The sequence below is a fragment of the Massilia violaceinigra genome (assembly GCF_002752675.1).
In the GTDB taxonomy this organism is placed as follows: domain Bacteria; phylum Pseudomonadota; class Gammaproteobacteria; order Burkholderiales; family Burkholderiaceae_D; genus Telluria_A; species Telluria_A violaceinigra.
This window is the reverse complement of sequence record NZ_CP024608.1, coordinates 137312-161725: the sequence shown is the minus strand read 5'-3', so window position 1 is coordinate 161725 and position 24414 is coordinate 137312. Positions and strand designations below refer to the sequence as shown.

The window sequence follows — 24414 nt, the reverse complement described above, 5'->3', positions numbered from 1 at the left end:
CAAAACGCCATGACACGTCCCTCATTGATGATCATCGCGGCCAGCCTGGCCGTGGCTAACTTCGCCTTCCTCGCGCCCGCATCCGCCGCGCTCGACGCCGCCAACCCGTTCGCCAGCGTCAGCACGCTGCCGTTCAACTACCCGGCCTTCGACAAGATCAAGAACGAGCACTTCGCCCCGGCCTTTGCCGAAGGCATGCGCCAGCACGCCGCCGAAGTTGATGCCATCGCCAACAACCGCAAGCCGGCCACCTTCGAGAACACCATCGTCGCGCTGGAACGCTCGGGCAAGCTGCTCGCGCGCACCGGTACCGCCTTCGGCATTTTTTCCGGCGGCAGCACCAACGACACCATCAAGGGCCTGGAGCGCGAACTGGCGCCCAAGCTGGCCGCCCACCGCGATGCCATGCTGCTGAATAAAAAACTGTTCGACCGCATCGACACCCTGTACGCCAAGCGCGCCAAGCTGCGCCTGGATGCCGAATCGGCGTTTCTGCTGGAACGCTACCGCAAGGACTTCGTGCGCGCCGGCGCCAAACTGAACGCCGCCGACAAGGACAAGCTCAAGGGCTATAACGCCGAACTGGCCACCCTGCAAACCACCTTCAGCCAGAACGTGCTGAGCGAAGCGAACGCCGCCGCGCTGGTGGTCGATACCCGCGCCGAACTGGCCGGCATGTCCGACGCCGCCATCGATGCCGCCGCCGGCGTCGCCAAAAAACGCGGCCTGGACGGCAAGTTCGCCATCCCCGTCACCAACACCACCGGCCAGGCGCCGCTGTCGGTGCTGACCGACCGCTCGGTGCGCGAACGCCTGCTGGCGGCATCGCTCGCGCGCGGCAGCCGCGGCGGCGAGTTCGACAATACCGGCGTCGTGCTCAAGATCGCCAGGCTGCGTGCCGAGCGCGCAGCCCTGCTCGGCTACGCCAACCACGCCGCCTACATGCTGGAAGACCAGACCGCCAGGGACACCGGCACGGTCAACAAGCTCTTGAGCGAGCTGGCCAAGCCGGCGGTGGCGAACGCGCGCAAGGAAGCGGCCGACATCCAGAAAGTCATCGACGCCGGCAAGGGCGGCTTCCAGCTGGCCGCCCACGACTGGGCCTTCTACAGCGACAAGGTGCGCGCCGAACGCTTCAATTTCGACCAGAGCCAGCTGCGTCCCTATTTTGAACTGGACAATGTGCTGACCAACGGCGTGTTCTACGCCGCCGGCAAGGTCTACGGCTTGAGCTTCAAGGAGCGCAAGGACTTGCCGGTGTACGACCCCGACATGCGCGTGTTCGACGTGATCGATGCCAACGGCAAGCCGCTGGCCATCTTCGTGGCCGACTTTTACGCGCGCGGCAACAAGCGCGGCGGCGCCTGGGCCAATGCCTACGTGCCCCAGTCGCACCTGATGGGCACGCGCCCGGTCATCGGCAACCACCTGAACATTCCCAAGCCGCCCGCGGGCGAGCCGACCCTGCTTACCTACGACGAACTGCGCACCCTGTTCCACGAGTTCGGCCATGCGCTGCACGGCATGTTCTCGGACGTGAAATATCCGCGCTTCGCCGGCACCGGCGTGCCGCGCGACTTCGTCGAGTTCCCCTCGCAGGTTAATGAAATGTGGTCCGTCTGGCCCGAAGTGCTGGCCAACTATGCCAAGCACTACAAGACCGGCGAGCCGATGCCGAAGGAATTGCTCGACAAGGTGATCGCGTCGAAGCAGTTCAACGAAGGCTACCGCACCACCGAGTACCTGGCGTCGGCCATCGTCGACCAGCGCTGGCACCAGTTGAGCGCGGCGCAGATTCCGGCCGATGTGGCGGCCTTCGAGGCGGCCGCATTGAAAGAGGCCGGTGTCGACTTCGCGCCGGTGCCGCCACGCTATCGCAGCACCTACTTTTCGCACGTGTTCTCGGGCGGTTATTCGGCCGGGTACTACGGTTACCTGTGGAGTGAAAAGTTGGATGCCGATACCGTCGGCTGGTTCAATGAAAACGGTGGCTTGTCGCGCAAGAATGGCGACCATTTCCGCAAGATGCTGCTGTCGAAAGGCGGCACGCTCGATGCCATGCAGATGTACCGCAACTTCCGCGGCCGCGATGCGACCATCGAGCCGCTGCTGGAACGCCGCGGACTGAACGCCAAGTAAGCCTGCCTGAACCCTCAACAATGCCGTTCGCTCAGAACGGCATTTTTTTGTCCAGAGCATTTTCCGGCCGCATGCGCCGATGCGCCATAATGGTGGCGCCAATTTCCTCCATGGAGCCATATTGACCGACATCGCGGTACTTCCCAAATATCTGCAGAACCGCCTCCAGGCGGCGTTGAGACCGGACGAGCGCCTGGTCTGGGTCGGCCAGCCGATCGCCCAGCACTATAGGAAACGGGAGGCATACGAGCTTCGTACCGTTTTTGTAGCGATGCTGGTAATCGGGCTGCTCTGGATTGTCGGCGGCATCGCCCGTACGCTCCTGCACGGCCTCGACTTCGATTTTCTGCCGCTGATCGGCGTGCCGTTTCTGCTGGGCGGCGTGCTCGGATTGCGGGCGCCGTCCAGGCTCGAGGAAGAAGCACGCTTCGTGGTGTACGCCATCACCAGCGAGCGCGTCATCCTGTTGGGCGGCGACGATCCCGAAACGATCAGGTTGTATCGTCCCGTGCAGTTGCAGCAAATCGAACGCACCGAGCATGCCGGCGGCTGGGGCGACCTGATACTGGAAACCGAACACGAATACGACGGTGACAGCTATACGACGAACCGCTACGGCATGCTCGGCATTGCCGGGGTGCGGCGCGTGCATGGACTCATCGCGGCGCTGGCGGCAACGCTGCCGCTGGCGCCGAACACACCGCATGCCAGCTTCCAGCGCTGCCTCATCACGCCCGATATCGGGCCCTTGCCGCACAAGCTGCGCCAGGCGCTGCGCGCGGAAATGGCGCCGGACGAACGGCTGGTCTGGGCCGCGCAGCCCATCCCTAACAGTTATCTGAAAAGAGGTTTGGTGGCCCAATCCTTTTTTATCGTGTGGACGCTCTTTAGCCTGGTTCTCACCGGGTTTATGGCCCCGGCAATGTGGGCAACCACTCGGCCGGGAGACATCGCCCCAGTGGTGCTGTTGTGCGGACCCTTGCTGTTTCTGTGGATTGGTGTTTACCACCTGTATCAGCCGTTCAAGATGCGCAAGGCTGCGCTCAGCGTGGTGCATGCCATTACCACCGCACGGGCCTTGACGATCGACGCCAGCGGCCCGCTCATCACGCGTACCTACGCACCGGCCGGCCTGGTGCATGCCGACTGCATCGGCGGCCGTAACGACAGCGGCGACCTCCTGCTCGAACCCGCATCGGAGGTGATCTCCAGGAGCGGGAACCTTTTGCAGCGTTATGGTTTTTTGGGCATCGACGAGGTGCGCCATGTCGAACGCCTTATCGGCCATCTGAAGCAAACGCCGGTACGTCCCAGCTTCCTTGATAAAAATTGGTATAGCGACAATGCTCTATAATCAGGCACGTCCCTCTTTCCGAACGTTGCCTCTATGCTCACACCTCGCTTTCTCCCGCTCGCGTCCGTCCTGCTGTGCGCCCTTGGCCTGGCGGCCTGTACCACCGAACCCGTACGGCCCACCGAAGTGCAACTGACCGAAGAGCCGGGCGAGTCCGGCCCGCGCTGCAGCGGCGCCGACTGTTGTACCGATGCCGAAGCGCTCGAATTCGGGCCGCAGCGCCTGTATTGCAGTGCGCTGGCGCTGGATAACGAAGGCAAGAGCGCCGCCTCGACCGCCGCCCTGCAGCAAGCCATCGCCGGCGCCCGCGCCGAGAAGGTGCGCGCGCACGATGCCTCCGCGGTGCTGTGCCACGCGTACGGGCTCGACGCCCAGCGCGCCAGCGACAGCGGCGACCAGGCCGCCGGCCGCACCGGTTACGCCGCCGCGGTGCAAGCCTGCCGGGCCGGCTTCGGCAAGGAATCGAACCAGGTTGCCCAGGCCTTGCTCGACAGCGCCGAGCAGCGCATGCAGATGAAGGAGCTCGGCAACGTCGAGGCCGATATGACCGAGGTGCTGGCCCAGGCGCGCAAAAACGTCAATGCGCAGCTCGAAGCGGATGCGGCGGACGCGCTCGGACGCCTGATGGGTCTGAAGGGCGACGTGGCCGCCGAGCGCCGCTTGTTGAACGAAGCGCTGGAGTTGCGCCGCAAGATCCATGGCGAGGACAGTTACCATGTCGGCATGAGTTATGTGAATCTGGGCGGCAGCTACATGCGCCAGAACGACAACCCGACCGGCCGCCAATGGTACGAGCGCGCCATCGCGGTGTATGGCTCCACGCTCGGCATGGCCGACCCGGTGACGCTGGAAGTACGCGCCGCGCATGCGATGAGCTTCAGCGCGGAGCGCAACCACAAGCGCGCCCAGGAGCTGTTCGAGGCGATGCTGCCGCAGGCCGTGCAAACCTTCGGCGCGCAGTCCGAGGAAACGGTCGCCATCATCAACGATATCGGCGGCATGCACGAGCATCAGGGCCAGAATCCGGCGGCCTTGCTGCGCTACGAGGAAGTGCTGGCGATCCGGCGCGTCACCATGCCCAATACGGTCAAGCACGGCCGCTCCGCCATGCTGGCCGCCACGCTCAAGCGCAGGGTCGCCGGCTGCGGCGGCGCCAGCGCGGTCGATGCGGAAGTGAAGTCCATCGCCGCGCACTTGCGGGCGTCGATGGACAAGGATGCGGACGCGCGCGCTTACGTGTCCGACGCGGCGCTGTTCAACGACAAGTGCGCGCTGCCGGCGCCGCGTGGTGCGCGCAAGAAGAAGTGAGCTGAGCCGCATGCTGGTCGTCACCCACGCGCCGACGGTGTTTTCCATCGATGGTTTTCTCGATGCGCGCGAGTGCGGCGAGCTGATCGCGCTGGCCGAGGCGCGCGGCTTTGCCGCGGCCGGCGTGCGCACCGCGCAAGGCGCCAAGCCGATGCCGACGATCCGCAATAACGAGCGGGCCCAGTTCGAGGCGCCCGACTGGATCGCCCTGCTGTGGCAGCGCCTGGCGGCGGCCGGCATGCCCGAACTCGATGGTCAGGCTGCAGTTGGATTGCCGCGCGAACTGCGCTTCTACAAGTACGCGGCCGGGCAGCGCTTCAAGATGCACAAGGATGGCCCGTGGAGCGAAGATGGCCTGAGCAGCAAGCTCACTTTCCTCGTCTACCTGAACGAAGGCTACGAAGGCGGCGACACGATTTTCAAGGAATTCCGCGTCACGCCGAAGACGGGCTCGGCCCTGCTGTTCGTGCACGATACCTGGCATGAAGGCGCCGCGCTGACCGGCGGCATCAAATATGTGCTGCGCTCGGATGTGCTGTACAGCGCGGGTAAGCCTTAGCAGGATCGGGATAATCCCGGAAACAATTTTTGCCGCTTCGGCGCAATACTGGCCCCGTTACCGGGGCCAGTACCGTTTTTCAAATCACCCCATGTGGACCCCTATGAAACAATTTATCGCCCGGTCGGCATGTCTGTTTGCCTTCTCTGCTTCGGCGCTTGCCTGCAGCTACCACAACGCTTCTCCGGCCGAGGTCGACAAGCTCTCGATCAGCAAGACCTCGTTCAGCGTGTCGGATGGACCAGGCATGGTCACGTCCCTGGCAACGCTGAAGAATGCGTCCGCCGACAGTGTCAGGGATGTCATGCTGGAAGTGAAATACTTCGACGCCAGCCACGTCCTCATCGATACCGTAACCCAGTCGGTCGATGAGCTTGTCGTGCCGGCGTCCGGTGAGGTTGCATTCCGCATTAGCGATCTTGCCTCGCGTCCCAAAGAGGCTTACGCATCGCAGGAAATTCGCATTGTCTCGGCCGAGGCGATCAAGCTGCACCGCAAGCCGTCGCCATCGGTAATGTCCCAAGTTCTTGATATTCTGTACAGCTGGGGGCCGATGCTGCTGTTAATTGGCGTGTACATTTACTTTATCAAGCGTGCGAACGGCAAGGATTCCCCGCAAAACAGGATGATGGTGCTGCTGGAGTCGCAGAGCGCCCACCTCGACGCGCAGCTGCGTTTGCTTGAACGGCTGGCTGTTGCCGCCGAAGCGCAAGCAAGCCGTTCCGGCCCGCACGCGCCCGGCTGAACCCTCCTGACGAGTGGGAACCATGCGACTGCGTACGCTGCTGTTCATCGGCCTGAGCACCGCCCATGCCCTGGTCGCCTGGATCTGGGCCGGTACCAGTACCATCGGGCCGGCCATCGCCGCCACCATCTACGGCCCCCTGTTCGTGCTCGATGCGATCAAGCTGCCGGTGTTCGGCGGTTGGCCGTCCGGCGGCTGGGCCGCGCCATCCCTGCTGGGCTGGGCCTGCGTGGTGCTGTTCTGGGCCGCCATCTGGTGGGGCGTGGCGGTTTTGCTGGTGCGCCCGTGTCGTCGCTGATCGGCCACGCGGCGGCCGGCGCCACCGTGTTCCTCGCCCATGCGCCGGGTGCTGCCCCGCGCTCGCGCCTGGCGCTGGTCCTGCTGGTGTCGCTGGCGCTGCTGCCCGACCTCGATTACCTGCCATTCTGGCTGTTCGGCATCGACAGCGAGCCGCGCTGGTCGCACTCGCTGCTGTTCGGCTTGGGCGCCAGCCTGCTGGCGTGGCTGGCGCTGCGGGGCGCGCTGCCGTTTGCGGCGCTGGCGCTGGCGGCCTGCTCGCATCCCCTGCTCGACCTGCTCGTCGGGGTGCACCCGGTTCCCCTGTTCTGGCCCTTGCCGCTGGCGCAGGTCGAGTCGCCCATCGGACTGCTGCCCAGTGCCGGGCGCCTGAGCTTCACCAACATCTATTTATGGCGCAACCTGCTGATCGAATGCCTGGTGCTGCTGCCGCCGTGCGCCCTCATCGTTGCGCTGGCCCGCCGGGTGGCATGGCGCAGGATCGCCGTAGCAAGCCTTGTGGCTGGCCCCTGCTGGGCGCTGGCAACCGTCTGGTCGCTGCGTATCCATGGTTGACCCGTCGTGTTCCCTGTTCATTTAATATAATGCAATCAGACTGCTGTCAGCTGATCAATCAATAAAATCATCGCCGCGAGGAAAATACCGATGTCCCATGTGCGCGCGTCCTGTGTCTGAGCGGCCTTTCCTGCGCGTGCTGGTCACCGGCTCGACCACATGGGACAATCCGGAGACGATACGGCGTGCATTGTCGCAGTTGCCGCCGCACAGCGTGATCGTTACCGGCGACACCCCGGGCGCCGATGCCTGCGCGATTGCCGTCGCCACTGGGCTGGGCCTGACCGTGCAGCGCATGAAAAAGAACCGCGCCGACCAGCGCGCCTTCCCCGGCGAAGCCTGGCGCGGCCTGAACGAACGCATGTTAGCTACCGGCATCGATCTGGTGCTGGCTTTCCACGCAGACTACGGCCAACCCGGCTGCGCGCGCGGCACCGTCCACATGGTCGAACTGGCCGGGAAAAGCGGGACCGAGGTACGCATTTTCCGTACGTAAGCCGGCGCCTCGGCGCTCCAGCTTGCTGCGCTCCGCGATGGATCGCACCGCCATTTGGGTGTATAAGGACGGTATAGTGTTTCCCCCCAACCGCCATAGGATCAAGTGCAGCAATGAGTGTTCACGACTTACACGGTATTACCTTAGAATCGCTGTTAACCAGGCTGGTCGCGCATTACGGCTGGGATGAGCTCGGCAAGCGGATCGATATCAATTGTTTCATCAGCGATCCGAGCATCAAGTCGAGCCTGAAGTTCCTGCGCAAGACCCCGTGGGCGCGAACCAAGGTCGAAGAACTGTATCTGGCGACCACTTTTGACAACTAACGAGGATGACATGTTGAACGACGACACAGCGAACCTGAAGTCGCATCTGAAAACCCTGCATGCCAACCTGGCGCAGACGGATCAGGTCGATGAAGAACTGCAAGGCTTGCTGATGCAGCTCGACGGCGACATCCAGGCCCTGCTGGACAAACGCGCCGCCGCCGCGCAGGCCACCATCAGCGACGATGCGCTTGCCGAGCAAGCCGAAGCGGCCGACCCGGTTGATCCGGCGGCCTACCTGCTGGCCGAACCCGCCGACACCACCACCTACGGGCTGGCCGAGCGGACCCAGGAAATCACGGCCAAATTTGCCGCCGAACATCCGCGCCTGGAGCCCGCCCTGCGCGAGCTGGGCCGCATGCTGTCGAACATGGGTATTTGAACAACGGGGCACAAGCGCCTTCGCGCTCGCCCCGGCAACTGCCTGTTAATGTGGCACAAACGTCACAAGTTATTGAAACATAAGACGTTTTTTCGTTGCAATCGCCTTTGAAAAAGGGCGGGGGCAAGTTGCTCCGGATGGTTTTCCGGTACAATACTGCCCAATGAGCTCCCCAACCAACCTGTTTGCGACCGTCCCGAAACGGTCTAGCCGCGCTCCCGCTGCGCCTTTCCTTCCCATGTCCCGCGCCGAAATGGACGCCCTGGGCTGGGATTCGTGCGACGTCATCCTCGTCACGGGCGACGCCTACATCGACCATCCGAGTTTCGGCATGGCCCTGGTCGGCCGCCTGCTCGAAGCGCAAGGCTTCCGGGTCGGCATCATCGCCCAGCCGGACTGGCTCTCGGCCGAGGCCTTCCGCGTGCTCGGTAAACCGAACCTGTACTTCGGCGTCACCGCCGGCAACATGGATTCGATGGTCAACCGCTACACGGCCGACCGCAAGATCCGCTCCGACGACGCCTACACGCCCAACGGCGAGCCGAACAAGCGCCCGGACCGCACCGTCACCGTGTACGCCCAGCGCGCGCGCGAAGCGTTTCCCGACGTGCCGGTCATCATCGGCTCAATCGAAGCGTCGCTGCGCCGCATCGCCCACTACGATTACTGGTCCGACAAGGTGCGGCGCTCGGTGCTGCCCGATTCCAAGGCCGACATGCTGCTGTTCGGTAACGCCGAACGCGCGCTGGTCGACCTGACCCACCGTCTGGCGGCCGGCGAAAACATCAAGGATATCCGCAACCTGCGCGGTACCGCTTTCATGGTGCCGCCAGGCTGGCTGCCCGGCGACGACTGGGGCGTGCACAACTCGACCCGGGTCGACGTGCCCGGCAAGGTCGACGCCCACCACGATCCGTATGCGATGGCCCAGGAAGACAAATCGGCCTGCGCCACCGACAACGCCCAACCCAAGGAAGTGATCAAGCCGATCCGCATCATGTCGCGTGAAGAACGCCTGGCCATGGCCAAGGAAAAGCACGACAAGACCGTGGTGCGCCTGCCGTCCTACGACGTGGTCAAGGACGACCCGGTGATGTACGCGCACACCTCGCGCGTGTTCCACCTCGAATCGAATCCCGGCAATGCGCGCGCGATGGTGCAGGCGCACGGCGAACGCGATGTCTGGCTCAACCCGCCGCCGCTACCGCTGGCCATGGACGAGATGGACGGCGTGTACGACATGAACTACGCGCGCGCCCCGCATCCGAGCTACGGCAAGGCCAAGATTCCGGCCTGGGACATGATCCGTTTCTCGGTCAACATCATGCGCGGCTGCTTCGGCGGCTGCACCTTCTGCTCGATCACCGAGCACGAGGGCCGCATCATCCAGAGCCGTTCCGAGCCGTCGATCCTGCGCGAAATCGAGCATATCCGCGACAAGACCAAGGGTTTCACCGGCACCATTTCCGACATGGGCGGTCCGACCGCCAATATGTACCGCCTGGCCTGCAAGGACAAGGCGATCGAGGAATCGTGCCGCCGCCTGTCGTGCGTGTACCCGACCATCTGTGTCAACCTGGGTACCGACCACAGCAAGCTGATTTCGCTGTACCGCAAGGCGCGCGCCATTCCGGGCATCAAGAAAGTGCTGATCAGCTCGGGCCTGCGCTACGACTTGGCCGTGCGTTCGCCGGAATACGTCAAGGAATTGGTGACCCACCACGTGGGCGGCCTGCTCAAGATTGCTCCTGAGCACACCGAAGAAGGTACTTTGTCGAAAATGATGAAGCCCGGCATCGGCGCCTACGATGAATTCAAGGAAATGTTCGACCGTTTCTCGCTGGAAGCGGGCAAGAAGCAGTATCTGATTCCTTATTTCATCGCGGCCCACCCGGGCACGACTGACGAAGACATGCTCAACCTGGCGCTGTGGCTGAAGAAAAACAACTTCAAGCTCGACCAGGTGCAGACCTTCATGCCGACGCCGATGGCGATGGCCACGACCATGTACCACTCGCGCAAGAATCCGCTGAAAAAAGTGACGGCCGATTCCGAGATTGTGGAAACGGCCAAGAGCGGCAAGGTGCGCCGTTCGCACAAGGCGTTCCTGCGCTACCAGGACCCGGCCAACTGGCCGATCCTGCGCGAGACGCTGGTCAAGATGGGCCGTGGCGACCTGATCGGCAATGGCGACCGTCACCTGGTGCCGAGCTGGCAGGCGTCGGAAGACGGTGGCCTGGCCGCTGGCGAGCGCAAGCGCCAGACCTCGGGTGCCGGCACGCTCGACAAGTTCGTCGCCGCGCCCAAGCGCAAGACCGAACGCGCACTGGCGCCGACGCCGTTCATCGCGCCGGAATCGAAGGTGCGTCCGTCGATTCTGGCAACCATCAAGACCAAGCCGAAGGCGGCTCCTGCGGCCAAGGCCGGCGCCCGCCGCAAATAAGGCGGGAATTCGTCGCTCCGCGCCGGGTGCAGCCTTGGTGCGGGGCGACGGGGTCGAGGATGCCGGCCGTCGCATTTGCAACACCCCAATTGTTGTGCCACGCACACAGTTCGCATTTTTCGCTGTCCCGGCCGGGAAGGTCAGTACAATCGACTCCATACGTTGCTTTAGTGCACACCTAGCGGTGTGACCGACTGATGATCCGACTCCACCTGGCCCGCCGCGCGTCGACGGCTTTCGCGCCCGCGCCGAAAGCTCTGGCGTTCGTCTTTGCGCTCGCCATGTGCGTCAGCCTGCCCGCCCGGGCGCTCGATAAAGTCACCCTCCAGCTCAAGCATACCCATCAGTTCCAGTTCGCCGGCTACTATGCCGCCCTCGAAAAAGGCTTTTACCGCGACGCCGGCCTCGACGTGCTGATCTCCGAGGGCACCGACGGCAACGAGCCCGAACGCAATGTCAGCGCCGGCAAGGCCGAATTCGGCGTCGGCAGCAGCAGCCTGCTGCTGGCGCGCATGGCCGGCAAGCCATTGGTGGTGCTGGGCGTGGTGTTCCAGCATTCGCCCTATGTGTTGCTGGTAGGTAAGCGCAACGGCGCGCCCGACGTGCGCGATCTCAAGGGCAAGCGCGTGATGATCGGCTCGCTCATCGATGAACTCACCCAGGCCGACGAACTGATCGCTTACCTGAACAAGGAAGGCGTCCCTCTCAGCAGCCTGGTGCGCGTCGAACACAGCTTCAATCCGGACGACCTGGCCAAGGGCAAGATCGAGGCCTATTCGGCCTACATCACCAACGAACCCGATTACCTGGACCGCATCGGCTTCGCTTACGACGTGCACAGCCCGCGCGCGGCCGGCATCGATTTTTACGGCGACAACCTGTTCACCAGTGAGCGCCAGATCGCCGCCCACCCCGAGCGCGTGCGCGCCTTCCGCGCCGCCAGCATGAAGGGCTGGGCCTATGCCATGGCCAACCAGGAAGAGATCGCGGACCTGATCCTGTCGAAGTACACGCGCCGCCACGACCGCCAGCACCTGCTGTTCGAGGCGCGCCAGATGGAGCCGCTGGTGCAGCCGGTGCTGGTCGAAATCGGCTACATGAATCCGGACCGCTGGCGCCATATCGCCGATATCTACGCCGAACTGGGCATGCTGCCGCGCGGCGCCTCTTTCGACGGCTTCATGTACAGCACCGATCCCGCCGCCGATTACCTGACCTGGCTGTACCGCGCGCTGCTGGCGGCCGGCCTGCTGCTGATCGGCGGCGCCGCCGTGCACGTGTCGCTGCTGGCGCGCGAACGGCGCCGCGCCGAGGAAAGCATCCGCCAGGGCGAACTGCGTTTTCGCACCATGTTCGAGGAAGCGCCGATGGGCATCGCCCTGATCGATTCGGTCAGCGGCCAGTTCAAGGATATCAACCCGCGCTTCGCCGAGATCACCGGGCGCTCCTCGGAAGAGCTCAAGCGCGGCCGCTGCGACGACATCACTCACCCCGACGACGTGGCCGGCGAGGCCGCGCGCATGGCGCAGCTGGGCGCCGGCAGCATCGCTGGCTTCAAGAGCGCGCGCCGCCTGCTGCGCCCCGACGGCACCGTGGTCTGGGTCGACATGTCGATCGCCGCCATCGACGCCACGGCCAACGCCAGCGCGCACCACCTGTGCATGATCGAGGACGTGACCGAGAAAAAGAGCTCGGAAGCGCTGATCTGGCAGCAGGCCAATTTCGATCCGCTCACGCGCCTGCCCAACCGGCGCATGTTCCACGACCGTCTCGAACACGACATCCTGCGCTGCCGGCGCGAGGGCACCCGCATCGCGATCCTGTTCATCGACCTCGATCAGTTCAAGGAAGTGAACGACACGCTCGGCCACCAGCAGGGCGACGTGCTGCTGGTCGACGCCGCGCGCCGCATCAGCGGCTGCGTGCGCGACTCGGACACGGTGGCGCGCCTGGGCGGCGACGAGTTCACCGTGATCCTGCCGCAGCTGGGCGAAACCGGCAGCGTGGGCGTGATCGCGCAAAAGATCCTCGATGTGCTGCAGGCGCCGTTTACGCTCGGCCAGGAGCAGGCGTATATCTCGGCCAGCGTCGGCATCACCCTGTATCCGGACGACGCGCGCGATATCGACGACCTGCTCAAGCACGCCGACCAGGCCATGTACGCGGCCAAGAACGCGGGGCGCAACCGCTTCAGCTATTTCACGCCGGCCCTGCAGGTGGCGGCGATCAACCGCATGCGCATGACCAACGACTTGCGCAGTGCCCTCAAGGGCGGCCAGTTCCGCGTGTACTTCCAGCCCATCGTGCACCTGCGCAGCGGGAAGATCCACAAGGCCGAAGCCCTGATCCGCTGGGAGCATCCGCAGCGCGGGCTGGTGAGCCCTCTGGAGTTCATTCCGCTGGCCGAGTCGAGCGGCCTGATTATCGAGATCGGCGAATGGGTGTTCATGGAGTCGGCGCGCTGGGCCAGCCGCTGGCGGCGCGATCATCATCCCGAGTTCCAGGTCAGCGTGAACCAGTCGCCGCTCGAATTCCAGCGCGAAGGCAAGGGCTACGAAGGCTGGCTGGCGCACCTGCGCGAACTGGGCCTGTCCGGCCAGGCGGTGGTGGTCGAGATCACCGAAGGCTTGCTGCTCGACGCCAGCAGCGGCGTGACCGACAAGCTGCTGCAGCTGCGCGACGCCGGCATCCAGGTGGCGCTGGACGATTTCGGCACCGGCTATTCGTCGCTGTCGTACCTGAAAAAATTCGACATCGACTACCTCAAGATCGACCGCTCCTTCACCCGCAACCTGGCGCCCGAGTCGAGCGACATGGCGCTGTCGGAAGCGATCATCGTCATGGCCCACAAGCTCGGCCTGCGCGTGATCGCCGAAGGCGTCGAGACGCACGAGCAGCGCGACCTGCTGCTCGAAGCCGGCTGCGACTACGCCCAGGGCTACCTGTTCGCGCGCCCGGTCCCGGCCGAGGAATTCGACGCCATGCTCATGGCGCAGACGCGCGCCATGGCGGCCAGCGCGGACCCTACTTCGCCAGCCCCACGCTGGCCTGCCTGACCCGCAGCGCCATCGCATTGCGGTGGCGCGCGCGCAGGCGCGCATTGGTCACCAGGCAGCCGAGCGTTTCGCCGACCACCATCACCACCCCGAGCAGCGGCAGCACCAGCATCAGCCCGGCCACCCCGGCCAGCGAGCCGCCCACGAAGATCATCAGCACCGTCATGAGCGGATGGATCTGCAGGCTGCGTCCGAGCGTGAGCGGCATGAAGATGAAGTCGTCCAGCAGGCGCACCGCCACGAACACGCCGATCGCGCCATAGCCGATCACCGGATTGGACGGTGCGTCGGTGGCGGCCACCACCACCACCATGATGCAGCCGGCCACCGAGCCGACGAACGGCACCCAGGCCAGCACCGCCGAAATGAGCGCCAGCGCGAGCGGCGAGGACACGCCGATCATCCACAGCCCGAGCGCCAGCATGATGGTGTCGATCACGGTCAGCTTGATCAGGCCCTGGAAGTAGCGGCGCGCGGTCTGGTCGACTTCGTGCAGCAGGAACAGGGTTTTCTCGAAAAACGCATTCGGCACTGCGCGCGCCAAAAAGCGCTTGAAGCTGGCGCCGTCGCGCAGGAAGAAGAAGGTCAGGAAAGGCGCCAGCAAGAGCGACGGCAGCCAGCCGGCGATCACCACCAGCAGCCCGGCCAGGTGCTGCTGGGCGAAATTGTCGGTGAAGGACTTGAAGCGCCGGTTCACGAGCCGCGTCAGGTGCATCTGTTCGAACACCGGGAATTTTTTCTCGAGCAGCTGCATGGTGTTGCGGACGAAGGTCACGCCACCATCGAGGTAGTGCCCGAGCAGCGCCTGCCACGATTCCTCCGGCACCGCCACGTACGAGAACACCAGCACCAGCACCAGCGAGAGCACGGCCACGAAGCCGCCGCCCACGGTCAGCGCGGCCAGGTCCTGGCCGACGCCGGCGCGGATCAGGCGCTGCATGGGCGCGAGCAGGATGTAGTACAGGACCGTGCCGAAGATGAAGGGAATGGCCAGCCACAGCGTGTGTTCGAGCAGGATCAGGAGCAGGCAGGTGACCGCGATGATCCCGCACCAGACCACGGGTCCTGCGCGATCGCGCGAGTTCATAAGGCTTCCACCTGCGGGCTGCCGCCCATCCAGTCGCGCAGGCGCTGGCCGACCAGGCGCGCCAGGGTCAGCGAAATTTTGTAGCCGATCACGGCGTCGGTTTCCATCAGCCCCAGGAAATCGGCGCGGAAGAACACCGCCAGCTCGCAGTTCTCCATGGCGCGCGCCTGCGCCGTGCGCGGCGAGTCGTCCAGCAGCGCCATGTCGCCGAACACGCTGCCCGGCCCGAGTTCGGACACCACCATGAAGGCACTGCCCTTGGCGCGGCTGATGGCCACCTTGCCCGACGTGACCAGGTACAGGGCCTGGCCTTCCTCGCCCTGGTCGAACACGATTTCGTCGGTCAGGTAGCGCCGCTCGTGCATCAGGCCATCGACGATTTTCAGTTCGAGCGGGGTCAGGGAATTGAACAGGACCGAACTTTTAAGGCGGTGCAGGCGTGGCGACAGCGGCGGCGATTTCAGAAAACCAAAGATCAAATTAACTCCAGAGGGGGATGACACGCACGAGCTCGATTATGCGCCAAGCAACTGGCGTGCGCAGCAGATTTGCCGCCAGGGCTGTTGTCGTGCGTGTTTACCATAATTTTGCCACAGTAAGAAGCGAAGCAATAACTAGTGTAAGATAATGCCTCGAAGTAATAAATATTAACATTTACATACTCATTCTCTGTGTGCGGGCCGCCTTGATGCGACGCCTGCTGCGGCGGCCGTGTTTTATTCACGAGGAAAGCGCTGTGATCGATATCAAAACCTTCATGTTGGTAATGGCCGTGGGCAATATTGCCTTCGCCATGCTGATGGCGGGTTACGTGCGTTCCGGCTCGGCCCATCCCGCCATGGGCATGTGGAAGTGGGCCAAGGTGGTGCAGGGCATGGCCAACCTGCTGGCCTACCTGCAGACCGACGGCGCGCCGCTGTGGATGGGCCTCGGAGCGTCGACGGTGCTGGTGCTGGGCATCATGATCGAAGCGGCGGCCTACTGCGCCTTCTTCGGCTATCGGCGCTGGCGGCGCCTGCTGTATCCGCTCACGACCGTGGCACTGCTGCTGTACTACCTGGCGGCGCTGGCCGGCGCCAGCGCGCGCGACCTGGGCGTGATGCTGTCGCTGATGATCGCCCTGTTCAGCGGTGCGATGGCGGCCGCGCTGCTGCATCCCGGCCGCGCGGCATCGGACCTGCAGCGCATCATCGGCGTCAACAACCTGGTGTTCTCGGTGGCCATGGCGCTGCGCGCCTGCTTCAGTTCCGCCGGCATGGTGCTCAGCGGCGGCACGCCGGGCGTGGTGCAGAGTGTCGCGTATATCGCCGGCTACCTGCTGATGATCGTGAACGGCTTCGGCTTTCTGCTGCTGTGCAAGGAGAAGGACGACCGCGCGATGGCGCTGCTGGCCACCACCGACAGCCTCACGGGACTGGTCAACCGGCGCGCGTTTTTCGAGCGTACCGAGAGCGCGCGCATGCTGGCCGCGCGCCTTCGCACCCCGGTCGCGCTGATGATGCTCGACCTGGACCATTTCAAAAGTTTGAACGACCGCTTCGGGCATGCCGCCGGCGACCACGCACTGTGCGTGTTCAGCGCCACCGCGCAGGCGACCTTGCGCGAGCATGACATCATGGGCCGGCTTGGTGGCGAGGAGTTCGCGCTGGTGATGCCGGGGACGTGCCTGACGGGCGCGCTGCAGGCGGCCGAGCGGCTGCGCCTCGCGGTGCTCGCGGCGCGTTTGCCGGGCCTGGAGGAGGCGTACGCGATGACGGTCAGTATCGGGGTGGTGGCGATCGAGGAGGGCGAGCATATCAATGCCGCGCTGGCGCGCGCCGATCACGCGCTGTATGTGGCCAAGAGCGCGGGGCGCAACCGGATCGAGGCGGGACAGCCGGTGAGGCAGTGCGCTTAACCCCCGTCGTTCCCGCGCAGGCGGGAACGACGGGGCTGAGGTCATCGATCCAGATCCAGCATTCGTTTCACCTCCACCAGCGGCTCCAGGTGACTGGTCAGCAGCACGCACATATCCTGCCTTGCCCCCCGTTCGCCCAGCTGCCCCCGCAGGTACTCCACGGCCGCCGCATCGAGCCCGTTGAACGGCTCGTCGAGCAGCAGCAGGCGCACCGGCAAGGCCAGCGCCAGCGATAGCTGTACCTTCTTGTGCTGCCCCAGCGACAAGGTCGACAGCGCCTGCTCCAGCGTGCCCGTGACCCCGAACGCTTCCAGCTGGCGTTCGACCAGGCGCGCTTCGGTATCCGGATACAGCGCCAGATGCAGGTCGAGGAATTCCTGCACGGTCAGCCACGGCAGGTCCGGCAGGTCGCCGCCGCAGTAAAATGTGGCCAGCCGGTAGGCCAGCGGCTGCGCCGCGCAATCGACGCCGCCCAGCGCGATGGTGCCGCGGTTGGGCGTGAGCGTGCCGGCCACCAGCTTGAGCAAGGTGGTCTTGCCCATGCCGTTGGCGCCGCGCAGCCAGGTGATGCCCGGCTCGATCGCCGCCGAAAAATCGCTGAACACCGGACGCGTATCGAAGTGAAAATGCACGCCCTCGATGCGCAGTACCGGCTGCTGTCCTACTCCCATAATTCGCTCCCCACCGCAGTCAATACCAGAATCTGAACCACCACCAGGCCTACCCGCCCGCGCGCCGTAAAGCGCGGGATCGCCACCAGCAGCACCTGGGCCACGCAGGCGAGGATCAGGTAGGCGCGGCCGGCGGGGCGTCCCCACAGGCCATGGACCGCGCCGCCGGCGAACACGATCGCCAGCACCAGCAGCGCGGGCAGCAGCGCAAACGCGCGCGCGGCCAGCGCCACCGAACGCGCTTGCAGCGGCCAGGCCGCCATGACGGGGCGCAGCGCGGCGAGCTGCTCGCGCACGGCCTTGTCGCCACGGTCGGTGAGCAGCACCATCAGCGCGCTGGTGGCCAGCGCCAGCACCGCGCGCACGATGCCGGGCGGCGCCTGCATCCACGGCAGCGCCGCGCCCACGGCGGCGGCCAGCAACAGGGTTTGCTGGCGGCCGACCATGTTCTCGTTGCGCCAGAAGGGCAGCCAGAACAAGCGATGCCACAGCATGAGCACGCGCGGGCGCCAGTGGCGCGTTTCATAGCGCAGCGGCGGCGGCGCCAGGCGGCGCAGCCAGCGTGCGCTCGACGGGGCGCGGCGCGCGCGCAGCGACAGCACCGCGACCGCGCAGGCATACGTCAGCATCAGCGAGAACACGGTACCGAGCACGCCGCGCACGGGCAGCAGCCAGTCGGGCCGCTGCCACAGCCAGACCGCCGCCGATACCGCGTACAGCAGCGCCAGCGGCCCGACCATCATGCCGGCCACCAGCGCGTCCGCCGCCAGTTGCGTGGCGGGCGGCACCGGCAGGCGGCGCACCCAGTACACCACGTCGAGCGGCAGCACGCGCTTGCGCAGCACCACTGCCGGCAGGGCCATCACCAGGCCGTGCGCAATGAGCAGGCCAATGGCTTGCAGGGCGCCCTGGGAGGCGGCGTACATGGAGGGCAGGGCGACCAGCGCGAACAGGCCGATGAGAACCTGGGCAAATACCAGCAGCATGATCTCGGCCGAACTTTTCAGGCTGGCGGCAAAGCGCTGGAACGCGTGGATGGCGAGGCGACGGCGAAACGTGACGTAGGCGTGGGCCAAGGCGGTTCCGAGATGAAGGAAAAACAAAAAGGAAAAAAGAAAAAGGGCCCGACGAATCGGGCCCTTCTTTGATGCTGGCGGAGCGGACGGGACTCGAACCCGCGACCCCCGACGTGACAGGCCGGTATTCTAACCAACTGAACTACCACTCCGTGTTACTCTGATCGGTACTGCTGATCATGATGCCCCGTCTCTGATGGTGGTGGGTGCTGAGAGGCTCGAACTCCCGACCCGCGCCTTGTAAGGGCGCTGCTCTACCAACTGAGCTAAGCACCCAAACTCGCTTACCTCAGAGACTGCATCCGACGTTTGTCACCACGTCTGAAGAGGCACGAATCATAGCTAGAGTTCGGAAAGTGCGCAAGGGTTTTTGCGAAAAAAGTGCAGAATTCCGAAAAATCCCCGGCGCCCGATGTTCCGGATCGCCCGCCCGATTACTCCTTGATGCCCCACTGCGACAGCATCCAGGCCATGATGAAGGCGCCTTCCTTGACTGCGTTGTAACGCCCGGACGCGCCACCGTGGCCGGCCCCCATGTTCGTCTTGAGCAGCAGCGGATTGGTATCGGTCTTGTGCGCGCGCAGTTTGGCGACATACTTGGCCGGCTCCCAGTACATCACCTGGCTGTCGTTCAGGCCTGTCGTCACCAGCATGGCCGGATAGGCTTTGCGCTCGATGTTATCGTACGGCGAGTAGCTGCGCATGTAGTCGTAGGCGGCTTTCTCGGTCGGGTTGCCCCATTCGAGGTACTCGCCGGTGGTCAGGGGCAGGGTGGCGTCCATCATGGTGTTCATCACGTCGACGAATGGCACGGCCGCATGCACGCCGTGGAACAGCTCCGGGCGCATGTTGACCACGGCGCCCATCAGCAGGCCGCCGGCGCTGCCGCCCTGGATGATCAGGCGATTCGGGCTGGTCCATTTTTCCTTGACCAGGTAATCGGCGGCGTCGATGAAGTCATAGAAGGTGTTCTTCTTTTTCATCAGCATGCCGTCGTCGTGCCAGGCCTGGCCCATGTCGGTGCCGCCGCGGATATGCGCCTGCACGTAGATCACGCCGCGCTCGAGCAGGCTGAGACGGTTGATCGAAAAATTGGCTTCCGTCGGAATGCCGTACGAACCGTAGGAGGCCAGCAGCAGCGGCGCGCTGCCGTCGAACTTGACGCCCTTCTTGTAGACGGCCGACAGCGGCACCTTGACGCCATCGCGCGCGGTGACCCACAGGCGCCGGCTTTCATAGCGGGTCGGATCGTAGCCGCCCACCACCTCGACGCGCTTGAGGACCGTGCGCGCGCCGCTGGCCATGTCCACATCGAGCACGGTCGACGGCGTCACCGGCGACTGGTACGCCATGCGGTAGCTGGTGGCGTCGTAGGCAGGGGTACGCGTGCGCGTGGCCATGTAGACCGGATCGTCGAACTGCACCGTCTTCCACGATTTGGTCTTGAAGTTGTAGATGCGCGCGCGGTTGAGCGCATTCGATTTTTCCATCACCACCAGGAAGTCGCGGAAAGCGTCGACTTCGCGCACCATGACCGCCTTGTCGTGCTTGACCAGCTCTTTCCAGAACTTGGGGCCAGGCGTGGCCAATGGCGCGCGCACCAGGCGGAAGTTTTTCGCATCCTTGTTGGTCGTGATGAACAATTCGCCGTTGCGGTGTTCGACGCCGTAGCGGTGGCCTTTTTCGCGTCCCAGCACCGAACGGAATTCGCCTTTTGGCTGGTCGGCGCGCAGCATGCGCACCTCGGTGGTATCGGTTGCGAGGATATCGACCACGATGAACTTGCGGTCGCGCGAGGCTTCCACCTGCACGCTGAATTGCTCGACCGGCTCGTGATACACCTCGACCGGCTTGCTGCCGAGCGTCATGCGGAACAGGCGGTCGGAGCGCTTGGTGGTGGCGTCTTCCTGGGTGAAAAAGATGGTCTTGTTATCAAGCGCCCACGCGACCGACGTCACGCGCGGCACGCTGTCGGCCAGCAGCTTGCCGGTCTTGAGGTCCTTGATGTGCAGCTCGAACTGGCGGTAGCCGGTGGTGTCGGTGGTGTACACCAGCAGCGAGTCGTCCGGGCTGACGAAGGTGCCCGCGACGGCGAAGAACTTCTGGCCTTCGGCCATCTCGTTCTGGTTCAGCAGGATTTCCTCGGGCGCCTTCTCGTCGTAGGCCAGGTTGGCACCGGCCAGGCGGCGGCAGTTGATCGGATACTGCTTGCCCGCCTCGAAGCGCGTGTAGTAGTAGTATTTACCGGTCCGCGCCGGCACCGACAGGTCCACTTCCTGCATGCGGCCCTTGATCTCGGCGAACAGCTTGTCCGACAGCGGGGCGATATCGGCCGTCATCGCTTCGGTGTAGGCGTTTTCGGCGTTCAGGTGGGCGATGACCTTGGGGTCTTCCTTCTTTTGCAGCCAGCGGTAGTCGTCGGTGACGACGTCGCCGTGGCGCGTTTCCTGCCACGCGGCCTTGGCTGCCACGGGTGGCGCCGGGCTGTCGGCGGCGAAGGCCGGGAAGGTACCGGACATGGCGATCATCAGCGCGGTGAGGATGGCGGGGATTTTTTGGGAAGGCACGAACACTCCTGGAAGATATTTTTGTGTCAATATCATAGGCCCGCGACCACAAAAAACATAGCGATTTCGAATCGGCGTTGCGGCCCACCCACCGAGGACCCAGATGAATCATACGAGCCCCCAGCGTGCCTTGCTCCTGCAGCTGTTTCACAGCGCGCTGGCGGCGGTCGATCCATTGGCGGTGCTGGCGCCGCACCTGCCGCCACCGCCCAAGGGGCGCACCATTGTCATCGGGGCCGGCAAGGCGGCGGCGCGCATGGCGCAGGCGGTCGAGCAGCACTGGCAGGGCGAGATCGCCGGCCTGGTCGCCACGCGCTACGGCCACGGCGCGCCGACCCGGCATATCGAGGTGATCGAGGCGGGCCATCCGGTGCCGGATGATGCCAGCACCACGGCCGCGCAGCGCATGCTGGCGCTGGTGCGCGGCCTGGGCGAGGACGACCTGGTGCTGTGCCTCATGTCCGGTGGTGGCTCGGCGCTGCTGTCGCTGCCGGCACCGGGCATTACGCTCGATGAAAAGCGCGAACTGACGCGCCGTTTGCTGGCCAGTGGTGCGCGGATCGGCGAGATCAATTGCGTGCGGCGCCACCTGTCGGCAATCAAGGGCGGGCGCCTGGCGCTGGCTTGCCATCCGGCGCGCGTGGTGACGCTGGTGGTCTCCGATGTGCCGGGCGACGATCCGGCGGTGGTCGCGTCCGGGCCGACCATCCCCGATGGCAGCCGCGCGGCCGATGCGCTGGCGGTGCTCGGCAAATACGGTATCGCCGTGTCGCCGGCGGTGCGCGCGGTGCTGGAGGATGCGGCGCTGGCCGCGCCGGCAATCGACGACGCGCGCCTGCGCGGCAATCGGTCGGTGGTCATCGCCAGCGCCCAGCACGCGCTCGATGCCGCGGCCAGTGCGGCGCGCGCGGCCGGCTACACGCCGCTGATCCTGAGCGGGTCCATCGAAGGCGAGGCGCGTGAAGTGGCCATCGTCCACGCTGGCATTGCGCGCCAGGTGGCCTGCCATGGGCAGCCGGTGGCGGCACCGTGCGTGATTTTGTCGGGCGGCGAGACCACGGTCACCGTGCGCGGCGGCGGGCGGGGAGGACGCAATGCGGAGTTTTTGCTGGCGCTCGCAATTGCGCTCAAGGGCATGGCGGGAGTGCATGCGATTGCGTGCGATACCGACGGCATCGATGGTACCGAAGACAACGCGGGGGCGCTGCTCGATCCGCAGTCGCTGGCCCGCGCCGCGCTGGCCGGGGTGGATGCGGGCGCGCGGCTGCTTGACAACGATGGCTACAGCTTTTTTGCGGCGCTGGGCGACCTGGTGGTGACGGGGCCGACGCGCACCAACGTCAACGACTTCCGCGCGATTCTGGTCGAGGCGCCGGCGGATTGATTACCTGGGAGGTAATCGCCGCGCCGGTGCGGGTGTCCGACAATGGTGTCACCGTATCCCGCTGCCCAACCAAGGAGACCTGCCATGACCCATTCCACTACCCCCGGCTTTATCCGCACCACTGATGGCGTCGACCTGTTTTACCGCGACTGGGGCACCGGCGCGCCTGTGTTGTTCGTGGGTGGCTGGTCGCCGCCGTCGGATGCATGGAATTACCAGATGCTGGCGCTGTCACGCCAAGGGCTGCGCTGCATTGCGTTCGATCGTCGCGGGCATGGCCGGTCCAGCGATCCGGGCAAGGGTTACGACTTCGATACCCTGGCCGGCGACCTGGCCGCCGTGATCGATACGCTCGACCTGCACGGCGTCACGCTGGTCGCCCATTCGATGGGTTGCAATGAGGTGGTGCGCTATCTGAGCCGGTTCGGAAGCGCAAGGGTGGCGCGGATTGTGTTGATGGGGCCAATGACGCCGATGATCATGCGCGCTGACGACAATCCCGAGGGCCTCGATGGCGCGCTGCTCGACCTCTTTCGCGAGCAGCAGCTGAACCGCGATTTCCCGCACTGGATCGACGAGAACGCGCTGCCGTTCCTGACGCCGGATGCCTCGCCGGGAATGATCAGGTGGCTGCGCCAGATGGCGCTGGCGTGCTCGCACAAGGCGCTGCACGATTGCCATGTGGCGGTTCAGCATGCGGACATGCGCGCGGAGCTGGCGCGGGTGCAGGTGCCAGCCTTGATCATCGCGGGGGCGCTCGATGTCAGTGCGCCGCTGGAGCTGACCGCGCGGCGTACCGCGGCGTTGATCGAAGGGGCGCGCCTGGCGGTGTACGATGACGCGGCGCACGGGATGTTCGTGACGCATGCGGAGCGGGTGAATGCGGATTTGATGGGGTTTATTGGCGGCGGGCGCTGATTCGCCACCCGTAATTCCCGTCCCCCTCCCCGTCGTTCCCGCCTTCGCGGGAACGACGCGGGGGCTGGAGGCGGGAACGACGGAAGGGAGCGGCGGCATATGACGGTATCGAATACGGGACAACAGGAAAACGCCATGCCAGCACCAAGCCAATCGACCCCCTCGCGCGATCAGTACTTCGGTGATTTTTCAGCGGCGCTGCGCTACTGGCGCGGCAAGCGTGGATACAGCCAGCTGCATCTGTCCACCGTCAGCGAGGTCTCGCAGCGTCACATCAGCTTCCTCGAAAGCGGACGCGCCCATCCCAGCAAGGAATTGATCCTCAAGCTTGGCGTGGCGCTCGACGTGCCGCTCAGGCAGCGCAACATCATGCTGCTGGCCGCCGGATTCGCTCCCGCCTACCAAGAGCGCACCCTGTCCGATCCCGAACTGGCTTCGGTGCGGCAAGCGCTCGACTTCATGCTGGCGCAGCAGGCGCCGTATCCCGCGCTGGTGGTCGACCGGCTGTGGAATCTCCAACTCCACAACGAACCCGCCGCCCACCTGTTCGGCTGGCTGCTCGGCCTGCCCCCCGGCCAGCCGATTCCCGGCAACGGCGCGCTCAACGTCCTCAAGCTGATGCTCGACCCCGCCGGCCTGCGTCAATACCTGGTCAACTGGGAAGCCGTGTGCGCCGACGCGCTGCACTGGATCCAGCGCGAAGCCATGGGCGACGGTCCCGGCAGCGAAGCGACCACCCTGCTGGCCGAGCTGGCCGCCTTGCCCGGCATCGACGCCATCGGCACCGCCGCCCACGCGCCCAACCTCGACCGCCGTGCGCTGCCGTTTCTGCCGCTGACGATCCGCAAGGACGACGTGGAACTGAACGTGTTTACCACCATCACCACCATGGGCACGCCGCACGACGTCACGGTGCATGAATTGCGGATTGAATCGTTTTTTCCCGCCGATGAACGCAGCAAAGCGTGGTTTATTGCAAAAAATGTTGCGTGAAGATCACGCGGCACCTGAACTTCCTTGCCATTCACAGCAGTGATGACAGAAAATACCGCCTTCAGTCTTACCAGGTCGGCAACATAGACATCGACAAGATGCAGTGCCGACGGCGTCCATCGCCGCGCGCGTTTGCTGCATGCGAGAACGTCCAGAAAAAG

The 24414-nt window shown here is 64.9% G+C and carries 21 protein-coding genes and 2 tRNA genes; 16 read left to right on the top strand and 7 right to left on the bottom strand.

The features are described from left to right. Positions 1–9: 9 nt before the first annotated feature. The 12 genes from CR152_RS00730 to CR152_RS00675 all read left to right on the top strand — a co-directional run bounded on the left by CR152_RS00730 (position 10) and on the right by CR152_RS00675 (position 13660). Positions 10–2139: a M3 family metallopeptidase gene (locus CR152_RS00730; RefSeq protein WP_099872904.1), complete on the top strand. Its 2130-nt coding sequence runs from the start codon at positions 10–12 to the stop codon at positions 2137–2139. Positions 2140–2260: 121 nt separating this feature from the next. Continuing rightward, complete coding sequence (locus CR152_RS00720; protein ID WP_157778269.1) at positions 2261–3493, top strand: hypothetical protein; 1233 nt, start codon at positions 2261–2263, stop codon at positions 3491–3493. 33 nt (positions 3494–3526) lie between these two features. Next, on the top strand, positions 3527–4801 hold the full coding sequence (locus CR152_RS00715) for a tetratricopeptide repeat protein (RefSeq protein WP_099872897.1): 1275 nt from the start codon (positions 3527–3529) through the stop codon (positions 4799–4801). A gap of 10 nt (positions 4802–4811) precedes the next feature. Next, positions 4812–5360, top strand: coding sequence for a prolyl hydroxylase family protein (locus CR152_RS00710; protein WP_167399857.1), 549 nt, complete (start codon positions 4812–4814; stop codon positions 5358–5360). A gap of 103 nt (positions 5361–5463) precedes the next feature. Then, a complete protein-coding gene (locus tag CR152_RS00705; RefSeq protein ID WP_099872895.1) occupies positions 5464–6105 on the top strand; it encodes a hypothetical protein in 642 nt (213 codons plus the stop codon). A 22-nt stretch (positions 6106–6127) separates the two neighbouring features. Continuing rightward, positions 6128–6403 (top strand): hypothetical protein, encoded by a 276-nt coding sequence (locus tag CR152_RS32600; RefSeq protein ID WP_157778268.1) that lies wholly within the window; start codon positions 6128–6130, stop codon positions 6401–6403. After that, positions 6391–6957, top strand: coding sequence for a metal-dependent hydrolase (locus tag CR152_RS00700; RefSeq protein WP_157778267.1), 567 nt, complete (start codon positions 6391–6393; stop codon positions 6955–6957). The genes CR152_RS32600 and CR152_RS00700 overlap by 13 nt, the downstream gene beginning before the upstream one ends. Before the next feature lie 97 nt (positions 6958–7054). Further along, positions 7055–7453, top strand: a complete 399-nt coding sequence (locus tag CR152_RS00695; RefSeq protein ID WP_099872891.1) for an SLOG family protein — start codon at positions 7055–7057, stop codon at positions 7451–7453. Positions 7454–7566: 113 nt separating this feature from the next. Beyond that, positions 7567–7779 carry a VF530 family protein gene (locus CR152_RS00690; RefSeq protein WP_099872889.1) on the top strand — a complete coding sequence of 71 codons (213 nt, stop codon included), beginning with the start codon at positions 7567–7569 and terminating at the stop codon, positions 7777–7779. A gap of 10 nt (positions 7780–7789) precedes the next feature. Next, positions 7790–8161, top strand: a complete 372-nt coding sequence (locus CR152_RS00685; RefSeq protein ID WP_099872887.1) for a DUF4404 family protein — start codon at positions 7790–7792, stop codon at positions 8159–8161. A gap of 163 nt (positions 8162–8324) precedes the next feature. Further along, positions 8325–10604, top strand: a complete 2280-nt coding sequence (locus CR152_RS00680) for a YgiQ family radical SAM protein (RefSeq protein WP_099872885.1) — start codon at positions 8325–8327, stop codon at positions 10602–10604. Positions 10605–10801: 197 nt separating this feature from the next. Next, entirely contained in the window at positions 10802–13660 is a 2859-nt protein-coding gene (locus tag CR152_RS00675) for an EAL domain-containing protein (protein ID WP_099872882.1), read from the top strand. Here the strand turns inward: CR152_RS00675 and CR152_RS00670 are convergent. Both CR152_RS00670 and CR152_RS00665 read right to left on the bottom strand, forming a co-directional pair. Beyond that, entirely contained in the window at positions 13629–14747 is a 1119-nt protein-coding gene (locus CR152_RS00670; RefSeq protein ID WP_099872879.1) for an AI-2E family transporter, read from the bottom strand. The two genes, CR152_RS00675 and CR152_RS00670, sit on opposite strands and share 32 nt — an antisense overlap. Beyond that, positions 14744–15226 carry a cyclic nucleotide-binding domain-containing protein gene (locus tag CR152_RS00665; protein WP_054265216.1) on the bottom strand — a complete coding sequence of 161 codons (483 nt, stop codon included), beginning with the start codon at positions 15224–15226 and terminating at the stop codon, positions 14744–14746. Before CR152_RS00665 ends, CR152_RS00670 begins: the two co-directional genes overlap by 4 nt. A gap of 257 nt (positions 15227–15483) precedes the next feature. On the opposite strand from CR152_RS00665, the gene CR152_RS00660 reads away from it, so the two are divergent. Continuing rightward, positions 15484–16644, top strand: a complete 1161-nt coding sequence (locus tag CR152_RS00660) for a GGDEF domain-containing protein (protein ID WP_099872876.1) — start codon at positions 15484–15486, stop codon at positions 16642–16644. A 41-nt stretch (positions 16645–16685) separates the two neighbouring features. Here CR152_RS00660 and CR152_RS00655 read toward each other — a convergent pair whose 3' ends face one another. The 5 genes from CR152_RS00655 to CR152_RS00635 all read right to left on the bottom strand — a co-directional run bounded on the left by CR152_RS00655 (position 16686) and on the right by CR152_RS00635 (position 20958). Then, positions 16686–17315, bottom strand: coding sequence for an ABC transporter ATP-binding protein (locus tag CR152_RS00655; protein WP_099872870.1), 630 nt, complete (start codon positions 17313–17315; stop codon positions 16686–16688). Continuing rightward, complete coding sequence (locus CR152_RS00650) at positions 17306–18391, bottom strand: hypothetical protein (protein WP_099872867.1); 1086 nt, start codon at positions 18389–18391, stop codon at positions 17306–17308. Before CR152_RS00650 ends, CR152_RS00655 begins: the two co-directional genes overlap by 10 nt. A gap of 75 nt (positions 18392–18466) precedes the next feature. Beyond that, positions 18467–18543, bottom strand: a tRNA-Asp gene (locus CR152_RS00645). A gap of 48 nt (positions 18544–18591) precedes the next feature. Continuing rightward, a tRNA-Val gene (locus CR152_RS00640) sits at positions 18592–18667 on the bottom strand. Positions 18668–18825: 158 nt separating this feature from the next. Further along, on the bottom strand, positions 18826–20958 hold the full coding sequence (locus CR152_RS00635; RefSeq protein WP_229413232.1) for a S9 family peptidase: 2133 nt from the start codon (positions 20956–20958) through the stop codon (positions 18826–18828). 103 nt (positions 20959–21061) lie between these two features. Here CR152_RS00635 and CR152_RS00630 point away from each other — a divergent pair, with 103 nt between their 5' ends. The 3 genes from CR152_RS00630 to CR152_RS00620 all read left to right on the top strand — a co-directional run bounded on the left by CR152_RS00630 (position 21062) and on the right by CR152_RS00620 (position 24253). After that, a complete protein-coding gene (locus CR152_RS00630) occupies positions 21062–22342 on the top strand; it encodes a glycerate kinase type-2 family protein (RefSeq protein WP_099872864.1) in 1281 nt (426 codons plus the stop codon). An 84-nt stretch (positions 22343–22426) separates the two neighbouring features. Continuing rightward, on the top strand, positions 22427–23260 hold the full coding sequence (locus CR152_RS00625) for an alpha/beta fold hydrolase (RefSeq protein WP_099872862.1): 834 nt from the start codon (positions 22427–22429) through the stop codon (positions 23258–23260). A 135-nt stretch (positions 23261–23395) separates the two neighbouring features. Next, positions 23396–24253 (top strand): helix-turn-helix domain-containing protein, encoded by an 858-nt coding sequence (locus tag CR152_RS00620; protein WP_099872860.1) that lies wholly within the window; start codon positions 23396–23398, stop codon positions 24251–24253. Positions 24254–24414: the final 161 nt, after the last annotated feature.

Bases quoted from the DNA above. Each gene is read 5' to 3' on its own strand.
- CR152_RS00730 (WP_099872904.1), top strand. From the start codon at position 10: ATGACACGTCCCTCATTGATGATCATCGCGGCCAGCCTGGCCGTGGCT.
- CR152_RS00715 (WP_099872897.1), top strand. From the start codon at position 3,527: ATGCTCACACCTCGCTTTCTCCCGCTCGCGTCCGTCCTGCTGTGCGCC.
- CR152_RS00710 (WP_167399857.1), top strand. From the start codon at position 4,812: ATGCTGGTCGTCACCCACGCGCCGACGGTGTTTTCCATCGATGGTTTT.
- CR152_RS00705 (WP_099872895.1), top strand. From the start codon at position 5,464: ATGAAACAATTTATCGCCCGGTCGGCATGTCTGTTTGCCTTCTCTGCT.
- CR152_RS32600 (WP_157778268.1), top strand. From the start codon at position 6,128: ATGCGACTGCGTACGCTGCTGTTCATCGGCCTGAGCACCGCCCATGCC.
- CR152_RS00695 (WP_099872891.1), top strand. From the start codon at position 7,055: ATGTGCGCGCGTCCTGTGTCTGAGCGGCCTTTCCTGCGCGTGCTGGTC.
- CR152_RS00690 (WP_099872889.1), top strand. From the start codon at position 7,567: ATGAGTGTTCACGACTTACACGGTATTACCTTAGAATCGCTGTTAACC.
- CR152_RS00685 (WP_099872887.1), top strand. From the start codon at position 7,790: ATGTTGAACGACGACACAGCGAACCTGAAGTCGCATCTGAAAACCCTG.
- CR152_RS00680 (WP_099872885.1), top strand. From the start codon at position 8,325: ATGAGCTCCCCAACCAACCTGTTTGCGACCGTCCCGAAACGGTCTAGC.
- CR152_RS00675 (WP_099872882.1), top strand. From the start codon at position 10,802: ATGATCCGACTCCACCTGGCCCGCCGCGCGTCGACGGCTTTCGCGCCC.
- CR152_RS00670 (WP_099872879.1), bottom strand. From the start codon at position 14,747: ATGAACTCGCGCGATCGCGCAGGACCCGTGGTCTGGTGCGGGATCATC.
- CR152_RS00655 (WP_099872870.1), bottom strand. From the start codon at position 17,315: ATGGGAGTAGGACAGCAGCCGGTACTGCGCATCGAGGGCGTGCATTTT.
- CR152_RS00630 (WP_099872864.1), top strand. From the start codon at position 21,062: ATGAATCATACGAGCCCCCAGCGTGCCTTGCTCCTGCAGCTGTTTCAC.
- CR152_RS00625 (WP_099872862.1), top strand. From the start codon at position 22,427: ATGACCCATTCCACTACCCCCGGCTTTATCCGCACCACTGATGGCGTC.
- CR152_RS00620 (WP_099872860.1), top strand. From the start codon at position 23,396: ATGCCAGCACCAAGCCAATCGACCCCCTCGCGCGATCAGTACTTCGGT.